This window comes from Hahella sp. HNIBRBA332 (assembly GCF_030719035.1).
GTDB lineage: Bacteria > Pseudomonadota > Gammaproteobacteria > Pseudomonadales > Oleiphilaceae > Hahella.
Window position 1 is genome coordinate 6,567,727 of sequence record NZ_CP132203.1, and the last position, 12,251, is coordinate 6,579,977.

The 12,251-nt window shown below is 51.8% G+C and carries 12 protein-coding genes; 8 read left to right on the top strand and 4 right to left on the bottom strand.

Going from position 1 to position 12,251, the window contains the following annotated elements:
• Positions 1–12 precede the first annotated feature (12 nt).
• The 3 genes from rpsD to rplQ are packed head-to-tail and all read left to right on the top strand — an operon-like array spanning position 13 to position 2,095.
• Complete coding sequence (gene rpsD, locus O5O45_RS29285; protein WP_011399896.1) at positions 13–633, top strand: 30S ribosomal protein S4; 621 nt, start codon at positions 13–15, stop codon at positions 631–633.
• Between the two features lie 33 nt (positions 634–666).
• Positions 667–1,671: a DNA-directed RNA polymerase subunit alpha gene (locus O5O45_RS29290; protein WP_011399895.1), complete on the top strand. Its 1,005-nt coding sequence runs from the start codon at positions 667–669 to the stop codon at positions 1,669–1,671.
• Between the two features lie 34 nt (positions 1,672–1,705).
• Positions 1,706–2,095: a 50S ribosomal protein L17 gene (rplQ, locus tag O5O45_RS29295; RefSeq protein ID WP_305902797.1), complete on the top strand. Its 390-nt coding sequence runs from the start codon at positions 1,706–1,708 to the stop codon at positions 2,093–2,095.
• A 120-nt stretch (positions 2,096–2,215) separates the two neighbouring features.
• On the opposite strand, the gene uvrA is transcribed toward rplQ, so the two are convergent.
• The gene (gene uvrA / locus O5O45_RS29300) at positions 2,216–5,041 is read right to left on the bottom strand and encodes an excinuclease ABC subunit UvrA (RefSeq protein WP_305902798.1); all 2,826 of its coding nucleotides are present in this window, start codon (positions 5,039–5,041) and stop codon (positions 2,216–2,218) included.
• Positions 5,042–5,184: 143 nt separating this feature from the next.
• Between uvrA and O5O45_RS29305 the strand changes: the two genes are divergently transcribed.
• The 4 genes from O5O45_RS29305 to O5O45_RS29320 all read left to right on the top strand — a co-directional run bounded on the left by O5O45_RS29305 (position 5,185) and on the right by O5O45_RS29320 (position 8,851).
• Positions 5,185–6,567, top strand: a complete 1,383-nt coding sequence (locus tag O5O45_RS29305) for an MFS transporter (RefSeq protein ID WP_305902799.1) — start codon at positions 5,185–5,187, stop codon at positions 6,565–6,567.
• 15 nt (positions 6,568–6,582) lie between these two features.
• A complete protein-coding gene (ssb, locus tag O5O45_RS29310; protein ID WP_305902800.1) occupies positions 6,583–7,212 on the top strand; it encodes a single-stranded DNA-binding protein in 630 nt (209 codons plus the stop codon).
• A 109-nt stretch (positions 7,213–7,321) separates the two neighbouring features.
• Positions 7,322–8,317: a D-alanine--D-alanine ligase family protein gene (locus tag O5O45_RS29315; RefSeq protein ID WP_305902801.1), complete on the top strand. Its 996-nt coding sequence runs from the start codon at positions 7,322–7,324 to the stop codon at positions 8,315–8,317.
• A gap of 168 nt (positions 8,318–8,485) precedes the next feature.
• Entirely contained in the window at positions 8,486–8,851 is a 366-nt protein-coding gene (locus tag O5O45_RS29320) for a hypothetical protein (protein WP_216737720.1), read from the top strand.
• A gap of 65 nt (positions 8,852–8,916) precedes the next feature.
• On the opposite strand, the gene O5O45_RS29325 is transcribed toward O5O45_RS29320, so the two are convergent.
• Positions 8,917–9,363, bottom strand: coding sequence for a hypothetical protein (locus O5O45_RS29325; RefSeq protein WP_305902802.1), 447 nt, complete (start codon positions 9,361–9,363; stop codon positions 8,917–8,919).
• 483 nt (positions 9,364–9,846) lie between these two features.
• On the opposite strand from O5O45_RS29325, the gene O5O45_RS29330 reads away from it, so the two are divergent.
• Entirely contained in the window at positions 9,847–10,917 is a 1,071-nt protein-coding gene (locus O5O45_RS29330; RefSeq protein ID WP_305902803.1) for a beta-galactosidase, read from the top strand.
• A gap of 42 nt (positions 10,918–10,959) precedes the next feature.
• Here the strand turns inward: O5O45_RS29330 and O5O45_RS29335 are convergent, their stop codons facing one another.
• Together O5O45_RS29335 and O5O45_RS29340 are read right to left on the bottom strand one after the other, a co-directional pair.
• Complete coding sequence (locus tag O5O45_RS29335; RefSeq protein WP_305902804.1) at positions 10,960–11,616, bottom strand: hypothetical protein; 657 nt, start codon at positions 11,614–11,616, stop codon at positions 10,960–10,962.
• Between the two features lie 34 nt (positions 11,617–11,650).
• Positions 11,651–12,244 (bottom strand): D-sedoheptulose-7-phosphate isomerase, encoded by a 594-nt coding sequence (locus tag O5O45_RS29340; RefSeq protein WP_305902805.1) that lies wholly within the window; start codon positions 12,242–12,244, stop codon positions 11,651–11,653.
• Positions 12,245–12,251 lie beyond the last annotated feature (7 nt).

The window sequence follows — 12,251 nt, forward strand, 5'->3', positions numbered from 1 at the left end:
GGAAGAAGTCTAATGGCTCGTTATATTGGACCGAAATGTAAGTTGTCTCGCCGCGAAGGCACAGACCTATTTTTGAAGAGTGGAGCTCGCGCACTTGATAGCAAGTGCAACATGGAGACCGCTCCTGGGCAACATGGCCAACGTCGTGGTCGTCTTTCCGACTATGGTCTACAGTTGCGTGAGAAGCAAAAAGTACGTCGTATGTACGGAGTTCTGGAAAAGCAATTCCGTAACTACTATAAAGAAGCAGCCCGCATTAAAGGCGCTACAGGCGAGAACCTGCTCCAGTTGTTAGAGCGTCGTCTGGATAATGTTGTATACCGTATGGGATTCGGCTCCACCCGCTCCGAAGCCCGTCAGTTGGTGTCACACAAGGCGATTCTGGTAAATGGTAAGGCTGTAAATATTCCGTCCTATCAGGTCAAGCCTGGCGATGTAGTAAGCATTCGCGAGAAATCAAAGAATCAGCTTCGCATTAAAGGCTCACTTGAGTTAGCCGCACAGCGCGCAACTCTTGAGTGGATTGAAGTTGATGCTGCGAAGATGTCTGGAACCTTCAAGTCAGTTCCTGAGCGTACTGATCTGTCTCCAGATATTAACGAAAACCTGATTGTGGAGCTCTACTCTAAGTAAGGCCAGCAACTAATTTAGCCAGTAGGGGCGTCTATGCAGCGTTCATTAAACGAATTTCTTACACCTCGTACTATAGAGGTGAATCAAATCAATGCGACTCACGCAAAGGTGACCCTGGAACCGCTCGAACGCGGTTTCGGGCATACTTTAGGAAGTGCATTACGCCGCATTTTGCTGTCTTCAATGCCGGGTTGCGCTGTCGTCGAAGTTGAGATCGACGGCGTTCTTCACGAGTACAGCACCGTTGAAGGTGTGCAGGAAGATGTGATTGAGATTCTTCTGAACTTGAAGAATCTCGCCATCAAGATGCACAACCGCGATGAAGCAACGTTGTCCCTGAACAAGAAGGGCGCTGGTCCAGTATTGGCTAGCGATATCCAACTTGATCATGATGTTGAGATTGCGAACCCAGACATGGTCATTTGCAATCTTAACTCAAATGGCGACGTTAAGATGAAACTGAAAGTGGCTCGTGGGCGTGGTTATGAGCCTGCGGATCAGCGGAATTCAGCTGACGATGAGACAAGAGCAATTGGAAGATTGCAGCTTGATTCTTCTTTCAGTCCTGTGCTCCGTGTTGCTTATAACGTTGAAAGCGCTCGGGTTGAGCAACGTACCGATTTGGACAAGTTGGTTATCGACTTGGAAACAAACGGCACGATTGATCCTGAGGAAGCAATCCGTAGGGCAGCGACAATTCTGCAACAGCAGCTTGCTGTCTTTGTAGATTTTGATCAGCAAAATGAGCCAGAAAAAGTTGAAGAGCAAGAAGAAATCGATCCGATTCTTCTGCGGCCGGTTGATGATTTAGAACTGACTGTGCGTTCAGCGAACTGCTTAAAAGCTGAGAACATCTACTATATCGGTGATCTCATTCAACGCACTGAGGTGGAGCTTCTGAAGACTCCTAACCTAGGCAAGAAATCATTAACCGAAATTAAAGACGTGCTTGCTTCACGCGGCTTGTCTTTAGGTATGCGTCTTGAAAACTGGCCACCCGCCAGCATTCGGGGCGATGATCGGGTATTAGGCGGCTAATGCGCGCCAACAGTGTAGTTGAAGGATAAAGAAGATGCGTCATCGTAAAAGTGGTCGTAAATTTAACCGGACTAGCGCGCATCGCAAGTCGATGTTCCGGAATATGGCGGCATCGTTGGTAGAGCATGAGCTGATCAAAACCACGGTGCCCAAAGCGAAAGAACTGAGAAGAGTGGCTGAGCCGCTGATCACGTTGGCTAAAAGTGATTCTGTAGCTAACCGCCGTCTCGCTTTCTCACGTCTGAGAAGCAGAGAAGCAGTGACCAAACTATTCGAAGAGATTGGTCCTCGTTACAAAGATCGCCCTGGTGGTTATCTGCGTATTCTCAAGTGCGGTCTGAGACCGGGTGACAGTGCTCCAATGGCTTTTGTCGAGCTGGTGGACCGTCCGGTAGTTGAAGCCGAAGGCGACAACGAAGAGTAAGATCTTCTCGGATATTAAAAAGCCGCTTTTAGCGGCTTTTTTTATGCGAAAATGAAGGCTAGGCCTTTTCTTAGATAAAGGAGCTTCGATTGGTCGCTGCTCCCGTATCATTCTCTGCAGCTAGCTTTCCAGAATACGTTTCAAGAAATGAGCAGTGTGAGACATCTCATTGTCTTTAACGCTTTCTGGCGCGCCTTCGGCGATAATTAATCCGCCCCGGCTTCCTCCTTCTGGGCCAAGATCGATGATCCAATCCGCTGTTTTAATAACATCAAGGTTGTGCTCAATTACAACAATGGTGTTACCGTGGTCGCGCAGGCGATGCAGTACTTTAAGTAGCTGATCAATGTCATAGAAATGCAGGCCTGTTGTAGGTTCGTCGAGAATATATAAGGTCTTGCCTGTATCCCTCTTGGAGAGTTCCCGTGAAAGCTTGACGCGTTGGGCTTCGCCTCCCGATAACGTCACGGCGCTTTGACCGAGGCGGATATAAGAGAGGCCAACATCAATCAATGTCTGCAGCTTTTTGGCAATTGCTGGAATCGCGTCGAAGAATTCCCGGGCATCTTCAACTGTCATCTCTAACACGTCATGTATTGATTTGCCTTTGTAGGTGACTTCTAGAGTTTCACGATTATAGCGTTTACCTTTGCACACATCGCAGGGGACATAGAGGTCGGGCAGAAAGTGCATTTCTACTTTGATGACTCCGTCACCCTGACAGGCTTCACAGCGTCCCCCACGTACGTTAAAGCTGAACCTTCCCGGTTTATAGCCGCGAGATCTTGCTTCTTGAGTCGCTGCGAAAAGCTCTCTTATTGGTGTGAATATGCCTGTATAGGTCGCAGGGTTGGATCTTGGAGTACGTCCTATTGGGCTTTGGTCGATATCAATAACTTTATCGAAATGATCCAAGCCTTCAATTGATTCATAGGGCTCGGCGGTGAGAGTGGTCGCCATGTTGAGCTTGGTGGCGGCGATTGGATAGAGCGTACTATTGATCAGCGTGGACTTACCTGATCCTGACACCCCGGTGATACATGTAAACAGTCCTACAGGGACTTTTAGCGTGACGGACTGCAGGTTGTTCCCGGTAGCCCCGGTAATAATGAGCTGTTTGTCTGGATCCGGCTGGACTCTTTGTTCCGGTACAGCAATGCATCGCGTTCCTTTCAGATATTGGCCGGTGATGGATTTATCACTATCCATAACTTGTTCGGGAGAACCTTGAGCGACTATTTCTCCGCCGTGGACTCCGGCGCCAGGCCCAATATCTACGACATAGTCCGCCATACGGATGGCGTCTTCATCATGCTCAACCACGATGACGGTGTTACCAAGGTCCCGTAGGTGCGTCAATGTGGCCAATAGGCGGTCATTGTCTCGCTGGTGCAGACCGATGGACGGCTCATCAAGCACATACATGACGCCAACGAGTCCTGCGCCTATCTGACTGGCTAATCTGATGCGCTGGGCCTCTCCTCCGGAAAGAGTCTCTGCGCTGCGATCCAGCGTCAGATAATCTAATCCGACGTTAACGAGAAATTGTAGACGTAGCTGGATTTCTTTAACGATCTTCGCCGCAATCTCACCTTTACGGCCAGGCAGAGACAAATGATGAAAGAAGCTGGATGCATCGCCGATGGCCATGCTAGATGTGTCCGGCAGGCTCTTATTGTCGATAAACACATGACGAGAAGAGCGTTTTAGTCGGCTGCCGTGGCAATCCGGGCAAGACTTCTGGGTGAGGAACTTGGACAGCTCGTCTCGCACCATTTGCGAGTCTGTTTCTCGGTAACGACGTTCAATATTGGGCAATATGCCTTCGAATGGGTGCTCTCTGAAGACAATGTCTCCGCGGCTATTCACATATTTGAATTTGATATCGGTGCGCCCGCTGCCTTTTAGTAGCGCATTTTGGAAAGATTCAGGAAGCGCTTCAAAAGGTGTTTCAATGTCGACGTCATAGTGGTCTGCAAGGCTGGTCAGCATTTGAAAGTAGAACACGCTGCGCCTGTCCCATCCTTTGATAGCGCCTTCAGCCAATGTCAGTTCTGGACGCTCTACAAGCTTCTCTGGATCGAAATACTGTTTTACGCCAAGTCCGTCACAGCTTGGACAGGCGCCGGCTGGATTATTAAAGGAGAAAACTCTTGGTTCCAGTTCGCTGACACTGTATCCACATTCAGGACAGGCGAATAGTGCTGAAAAGATCAGTTCTTCGCCGTCTCCGTCCATTGGCGCGGCGATGACGACGCCTTCAGCCAACTCAATGCAGGTTTCGATAGACTCGGCCAATCGGGTCTGAATATCTGCTCGTATCTTGAGCCGATCGACGACAACCTCAATGGTGTGTTTACGCTTCTTATCTAATTGGGGAATGTCGTCGAGGTCAGTTACGATGCCATCAATACGCGCGCGAATGAAGCCTTGCGCACGCAGCCCCTCAATCACATGCAGATGCTCGCCTTTGCGGTTGCGTATCACCGGCGCCAACAGCATCCACTTGCTGTCCTGAGGCAACTCAAGGATTCGGTCGACCATCTGACTGACCGTTTGGGCTTCGAGAACGATGTCGTGATCAGGGCAGCGAGGCTCTCCAGCGCGTGCGAACAACAGGCGCAGGTAATCATAGATTTCTGTAATGGTGCCGACAGTAGAGCGCGGGTTATGAGAGGTGGACTTCTGCTCGATGGAAATAGCGGGTGAAAGGCCCTCTATATGGTCAACGTCCGGCTTCTCCATCATGGACAGGAACTGTCTGGCGTAAGTGGACAGCGATTCCACATAGCGCCGCTGTCCCTCCGCGTAAAGCGTATCAAAAGCCAGGGATGACTTGCCTGAGCCTGATAGCCCGGTAATGACGATGAGCTTGTCTCTCGGCAAGTCCAGGTCGACATTCTTAAGATTGTGAGTTCGGGCTCCGCGGACTTGGATCGTGTCCATAAAATACTTTTCACCTCCGGAATTTACAGCCGGTCATTATATAAGTACGGAAACAGGATGGGCAAAGCGACAGCGAATCGATTAATAAGTGGCTGGTCAAATGCTACAATGTGCGCTTTTTGATGGACTGGTACGGTAGTTAAATGCAAAAGACGCAGAGGTTTATGCCCCAGGAGCGCCGCGCTGTCTCGGCGCTGGCTTCGTTATACGCCATGCGAATGCTTGGGCTGTTTATGGTGCTGCCGGTTTTCATGGTGTTGGGCAGAGAGCTTGAGGGCGCAACCCCAGCGCTACTGGGTCTCGCCATAGGCGTCTATGGCTTGAGCCAGGCTGTCATGCAGGTGCCTTTTGGGGCGTTGTCTGATCGTTTTGGTCGAAAGAAGCTGATCTTGATCGGTTTGGGGTTATTCTGCCTTGGCAGTGTCGTGGCTGCATTAAGCGATCATATCTATGGCGTTATATTTGGTCGTCTGTTGCAAGGAGCGGGAGCTATCGCCAGTGTATTGATGGCGCTGCTCAGTGATTTGACGCAGGAAGAGAATCGCACCAAGGCCATGGCGACCGTGGGAATGACGATTGGGCTGTCATTTGCGTTGGCGCTGGTTTTAGGACCACTGATTTCGGGCTTTGCGGGATTATCTGGACTGTTTTGGGCGACGGCGTGTATGGCGTTGTCAGGAGTGGTTTTGTTGTATAAAGTGCCGACCCCGTTACAGCAGCGGCGTAACCTGGAAACGATAGTTCTTGGCTCCGCCTTGCGGGATGCCTTTCAGCATAAAGAGCTGATGCGCCTGAATTGGGGGATATTCTCGCTCCATATGATATTGACGGCGATGTTCGTCGCAATGCCGGTTACATTGGCGGATAAATTTAATATGGCCGCGGATCGACATGGCTGGTTTTATCTGGCGGTGATGGGCGGGGCTTTTGTATTCATGATTCCGCTGATCATCATCGGTGAGAAGAAGCGGCTTTTGCGGCAGGTTTTCATTGGAGCGGTCTGGTTATTGGCGGCCGCACTCATGATTGTAATGAAAGCGGGGAACGACTTTATCGGGTTTACCCTGGCTGTATTCGGCTTTTTCTTGGCTTTCAACTTCTTGGAAGCGACTTTGCCCTCTTTGGTCAGCAAGGTGGCGCCTGCGGGAATGCGGGGAACAGCGATGGGGGTGTACTCCAGCTCGCAGTTCTTCGGCGCCTTTCTAGGGGGCGTCCTAGGTGGACTGGCCTACCAGAAGTTTGGTTTGATGGGGGTGTATGGTCTTTGTACAGTGATGGCGGTAGTATGGGGCGGAGTGTCCCTGTTCATGCCTGATCCTCCCTATACAGCGAGTTATGTGCTGTCGCTGCAACCGTTTAATGTGGACGCAGCGGATAAGATAGCGCAGGAACTGACGCAAATTCATGGTGTTGAAGACGTCACTCTGGTGATTGAAGAACACTTGGCGTATTTAAAGATTGATAGACAGCGCTTTGATGAGAAAGCGCTGGTAAATTACCCTCTCACCGCCCAGGTTGAGGGATAACGTTTGGAGAGCGATATGGCGCGTGGTGTAAATAAAGTAATTCTAATTGGTAATTTGGGTAGCGATCCGGAAACACGTTATACCCCCTCCGGCAGCGCGATTTCCAACCTGAGGTTGGCGACTGACGAGAGTTATAAAGACAAGCAGACGGGACAACTGGTGCCCCGTACGGAATGGCATCGGGTTGTGCTGTTCGGCAAGTTGGCGGAGATCGCCGCACAGTACTTGAAAAAAGGCTCCAAAGTATATATTGAAGGTCGCCTGCAAACGCGCAAATGGCAGGACCAGTCTGGACAGGATCGTTACAGCACAGAAATTGTTGTAGACATGCAAGGCCAGATGCAGATGCTCGACAGTCGCAGTGGCGGCGGTGGTATGGATAACTCGCAAGGTTACAACGACGGCTGGCAGCAATCCGCTCCTTCCGGCGATAACTATGGTGGCGCTCCAGCTGCTGCGCCTGCGGGTAATTATGGCGGCGCTCCTTCGAACAATTACGGCGGCGCCCCCAACAATAACTATGGCGCGTCCAGCGGCGGTTATTCCGCCCCGAATCAGGCGCAACAACGCCCGCAACAGCCTCAGCAACCAAAACCGCCCATGCCAGAGCCTATGGACGACTTTGACGACGATATTCCCTTCTGAACCGGAAGCTAAAGAATATTTAAGATATAGAGCTGTGACAGCCTGACTTGAAAGCCCCATTATTTTGGGGCTTTTTTGTTTTTGCGTCTGGGTGAGGAGAATCAGGGCCATGAAAATCGCAGTATTATTCGGCGGCACGAGCGAGGAGCGGGACGTCTCAATCGCCAGCGCCGCGCAAATTATTCCGACGCTGCGTAGTCTGGGGCATGAAGTGTTTTCTGTGGATACCGCCACTGGGCAGTTATCTGCAGCGGAGGAGGTGCGACTACTGCAAGCCGGTGTGGCTCCAGAGCCTCCGTCTACTTCAGTTATCGCCGATGTGCGCGGGCGAGCCATTGCTTTGTCTGCGGAGGCTTTCAATATCCGTGACGTTGATGTCGTTTTTCTAGCGTTGCATGGCGGCGCCGGAGAAGACGGGCGGATTCAGGCGATGCTAAATCTTGCAGGCCTGGCGTATACCGGCAGCAATCATATTGCGAGCGCGGCGGCTATGGACAAGGACCTGAGTAAGCGCTTATTTCGGGCCGCGGGCGTACCCACGCCGGATTGGCTGATGGCGCCGGCAAGCAGCGATGAGGTCGCGAAGAAATTAGGTTGGCCTGTGGTGGTCAAACCCAGCAAGCAAGGCTCCACCGTCGGTTTAAGTGTAGTGCGTGAAGAAGCTGAACTGGCGGGGGCGATAGCGCTTGCAAGTGAATACGACGATGAAGTCATGATTGAAAAGTTCGTTCCCGGACGAGAATTCACGGTTGGGATATTGGAGGGGAAAGCATTGCCGGTTGGCGAAATTATCGCGCCTAACGAGATCTTCGATTACCAAGCCAAGTATCAGGTGGGCGGCGCCCGTGAAATATTCCCTGCGGATATTTCCGAGGCTGACGCCGTCGTCATGCAGGAAATTGCATTGCGGGCTCATGCGGCGCTGAAGCTGGGCGTGTACAGCCGGATCGACTTTCGTATGGAAGATAACGGCGCTCTGTGGTGCCTGGAAGGGAATTCGTTGCCGGGGATGACAGCGAGCAGTCTATTGCCGCAAGCGGCGAGGGCCGCCGGAATTGAGTTTCCTGAACTTCTGGAGCGAATCTGCCGCGGCGCTGTGACCTGATGTCTAGCAGGTGGCCGAATATGAGCCGCTGAACAGGGGCTGTGGCGAATTCAGAGGAGGGCGTGCGGCCAAATCCATCGTTATATTGTGCCATAATGCTGAAGACAGGCCGTCAAGGCGTGACGGCCTTATTAGAAAAATTAACGGCAAAAAACAAGGGAGTAGGATATGACTACAATTTTGGATATTGCAAAAAAGGACTTTGAGACCGGCACGGAATATCAAGTGGAATTGATCACCAAGGAAGGCTCAAAAAATGGTAAGCCTTCGCCATGTCTGGAAGTATGGGAAAGAGCGCGAGGGACGCGTACGATTCTGGGTAGAGTCTTTCAGATTGATATGGAAGAAGCGCTTTATCATGCCTCCAAAAATGGCGCTGAAGAAGTCCTCATCGGTAAACGCGGTAAAGATGACGACGCTTTTTCAGAAGGTAAGATTGTGCTCGAAGGCGGCGCCCCCGCGAAACTGATGTTGGCGCTGAAAGTCACATCTTCACCTACCCCGGAAGTGAAAGAAGCAGCTTATCCCTGGTAAGTCAGCTCGCGTCCTCAAGGCGAAGCGGTGTAGTCTGACGCTTCGCTACCCCCTGTAAATCTCCCCTACCTCTGATGTGACTGAATCCAATGCAAATCCACCAACTCACTGGATTCCGCCAATAAATCTCCCTCATGAGAATACAGTTGAATCATGAAAGGGCGACCCGCCAGTACATCCTGAGCAGTTTTCACATCGGTGTGATAGCCATCGTTATTGGCTTTATCGGCTAGCGCGGTAATGAGGATGGCGCGCTCATTTTCCCAGTCGAAGCCCGCCAACGTTTTCAACTGCTCACGAAAAATCTGACCGTCGCTTTGCGCCGCGACCAATACCGCATACTCAATTGGGAATGCTTCCCCGTAACAAGTATGAATGTCTTGCCGCAGACTGGTGATTCGGTACTCGCAAGAGGATGCGTCGTAAAAGCGGACAGGTTGATAGTACGTGGCGCAACCCAGAATGCTGGCGTTCAAGGCGATGGCCAGCGCCAGCTTTATTATGCTTCTCATATTGTCTTTCCTTGGTGTGGTTTAAGGCCTCCTGTCGCATCGTTGTTGCTGTGCGACAGGTATGCTTTTTATTGGCTATTTTAGCGTTGCATATCTTTATAAAAGAAGACTGTGACTCACTCGCTGCAACATACCCTGATGAATTTATTGCTGTTTGTTGGAATATGGTTACAGCCGGCGCTACACCCCCCGTTTTTACAAACCGTTTCTTTTTTGATCAGTTTCATCCTTATATGATGCCCTCGCCAAATGTCCGTGTTCAGGTAGTTGCGGGCGATGGATTGCATGTTTGCCGGTCAGTCCGGCGCTGAAGTTATGGGATGAACTATGTTGTTGCGAACTTATCAGTGGTCTGTCGCTCTGATGCGGTCAGGCGTCATGGCGGCCAGATTATTATTAGCGGCTCTATTTTTGACTCTATGTGCTTGTGGCGGCGGTGGCGGAGGAAGTACAGGTAGCGGCGCCGACTCAAATGGGGAGATTGTGGATACCCAAACCGATCCCACGGCCAGCATAGATTCAGATAACCCGGAGCCAACAGGCAGTGTGGATAGTGATGCCGGTCAGGACGACATCATCGACGATCCTGGTGAGCCTGAGTCACCTAAAACCTACGAACTTGCCGGTATCTATTGCAGCTGTGGTCCGACTACCAGCACCACCTCCTCGGTGTTTAATAATATCGATGAAGCGGCTTATCTGGATGGCGTATTGGTGCGCATTCCCTGGGCGGAAATGGAGCCATCTCCCGGCGTCTATGATTGGACATTGCTGGACCAGCAGTTGGCCAAAGCCAAGGCGCAGGGGTTGCATGTCACCTTCGCGCTGTTGAATGGATATGCTGCGCCGGCCTGGCTGGAATCCGAAGGCGCGGACATGCTGGATTACATCTTTCGCAGGGACATTCCCCGGCGTCTGCCGATTCCCTGGGATGAAACCTATCTGCATTACCTGACAAAATTTATTGCGGCCTTGGGCGCTCGCTATAGCGGCGAGGAGGCATTGCAATTGGTGCATATGACCAACTCCACTACCAATGGCTTTGAAATGCAGTACTTTTTTGACGCTCAGGCGGAAGCGGACTTCTATGCGAAAGGATACAGCGAGTCTGCGTTAGTAAGCTCTTGGAAGCGAATTCTGGATGCATACAGCCAAGCTTTTGACGACACTCGTCTGGATCTGGATGTGCATCCGGTATTGGGTTCGCCGACTGTGGCGGAGCAGGTTGTCGCCTATGGGCAGGCCTCCATTGGCGCGCGCTTTGGCGTATTTGCGGCTTGGTGGAGTCGTCGCAATGCGGAGGTTGCGTACCCGGAAATGTATAGCCTGCTGTTGTCCGGCGCTGCGTCCAGCTTTGCCGGCGTGCAATTGGTCGGCACGGCCTCAACCCGGGCTTATAACGAAATTACCCGGGAAGACTTGATCGACGCCATCAAGTTCGCGCTGCAATCGGGCATTTACTATATCGAAGTCTGGAATCAGGACTTATTGAATACGGATATATCGCCTCAAATGGGCGGCTTTCACACCAGTGTGAACAATGCGGTCAAGTAAGCGGCGAACCCGGAGGCTCTGCCTCCGGGACCTGTATTGGAATTAGCTGGGAACGGCGTTCAGGGTACGGGTGTGAGCGCTTTCCGGCAGCAATATTTTCAGCGGCGGCATGGCGTCTATCTTGGCGGCGACATCGCCGTAAATCAGCTGCAGTCCTTCAATGATGCGTGAAGGCTGGTCCACCCAGGAGGAATTGCGACGCTTTAGTTCGAACGGCTCCTCGCACTGGAAAAACTCCAGCACTTTGTCGATAGTCGAACCCAGGCTCTCGTACTTAATCAAAATAGTCGGGTGTTTGGGGGACAGATTACTGACCCAGTTATCAAACTGGCGCTCGATATTGAACTCATCCACGCCTCTTTCCAAATACTCTTCCAGCGTCATGCCGCGCAGCGAACGCGCCGGAGTAGGGCTGTTCACGTTCATGGCTTTCGCGTGCATGTCCTGATAATTGCGGCGAAACAATGAGAGCACAGCGTCGTAAGGATTGCCGAACATGTAACCGAGTCGAATATCGACTTCATCGTCATACACGGCGGGCGTATAGGCGTGTTCGCGGATGGTTTTATCGGAGATGGAGCCGATATGGCGCGCCAGAGCAGTGGAGCCGACGCCGCCCATTGAGCACATGGCGCAGCGCACGGCGGCCTTTTTACGGAACAGTTTCACTCGGGAGAGGAGTTGCGGTATGTCCAACATAATCGTGTCCTTGTCAGTGGTTGTGAGTTCCAGTTCAGGCGGCGGTTTCGCCGAATATCGCGTCTTCCACGATACCGCAGATAATGTGTCCGATCATGATGTGGCATTCCTGAATTCTTGGCGTATGCATGGAGGGAACGTTGATGACGTGCTCCGCCAGGTCCTGCACTTTGCCGCCGGAACCAGCGAAGGCGGCGGTGATCAGGTCCATTTCCTTGGCGCTTTCCAGGGCGACCAGAATATTCTTGGAATTACCGGACGTAGTGATGCCGATGAACAGGTCGCCGGGTTTGGCGTTGGCCTCCACCTGGCGTGCGAAAACCCGTTCGTAGCCGTAATCATTGCCGATGGCCGTCAGCATGGAGGTATCTGTCGTCACCGCCAGCGCCGGCAGACCGGGACGATCGAATTCAAAGCGGCTGACGAATTCCGCCGCGATATGCTGCGCGTCCGCCGCGCTGCCGCCATTTCCCGCCAGGATAACCTTGTTGCCCCTTTTATAAACCTCCACGCAGACCTGACCCAGACGGAGCACTTTCTCCATCAGCGCCTCGTCTGCGAGCAGGCGTTGTTTGACTGCAATCGAATCTCTGATGCGTTCTTTTACATAGTCCATGTCAATGTTCATTGGTCAT

Excerpts from the sequence above, each read along its gene's own strand:
- rpsD (WP_011399896.1), top strand. The coding sequence starts at position 13 with ATGGCTCGTTATATTGGACCGAAATGTAAGTTGTCTCGCCGCGAAGGC.
- O5O45_RS29290 (WP_011399895.1), top strand. The coding sequence starts at position 667 with ATGCAGCGTTCATTAAACGAATTTCTTACACCTCGTACTATAGAGGTG.
- rplQ (WP_305902797.1), top strand. The coding sequence starts at position 1,706 with ATGCGTCATCGTAAAAGTGGTCGTAAATTTAACCGGACTAGCGCGCAT.
- uvrA (WP_305902798.1), bottom strand. The coding sequence starts at position 5,041 with ATGGACACGATCCAAGTCCGCGGAGCCCGAACTCACAATCTTAAGAAT.
- O5O45_RS29305 (WP_305902799.1), top strand. The coding sequence starts at position 5,185 with ATGCAAAAGACGCAGAGGTTTATGCCCCAGGAGCGCCGCGCTGTCTCG.
- ssb (WP_305902800.1), top strand. The coding sequence starts at position 6,583 with ATGGCGCGTGGTGTAAATAAAGTAATTCTAATTGGTAATTTGGGTAGC.
- O5O45_RS29315 (WP_305902801.1), top strand. The coding sequence starts at position 7,322 with ATGAAAATCGCAGTATTATTCGGCGGCACGAGCGAGGAGCGGGACGTC.
- O5O45_RS29320 (WP_216737720.1), top strand. The coding sequence starts at position 8,486 with ATGACTACAATTTTGGATATTGCAAAAAAGGACTTTGAGACCGGCACG.
- O5O45_RS29325 (WP_305902802.1), bottom strand. The coding sequence starts at position 9,363 with ATGAGAAGCATAATAAAGCTGGCGCTGGCCATCGCCTTGAACGCCAGC.
- O5O45_RS29335 (WP_305902804.1), bottom strand. The coding sequence starts at position 11,616 with ATGTTGGACATACCGCAACTCCTCTCCCGAGTGAAACTGTTCCGTAAA.
- O5O45_RS29340 (WP_305902805.1), bottom strand. The coding sequence starts at position 12,244 with ATGAACATTGACATGGACTATGTAAAAGAACGCATCAGAGATTCGATT.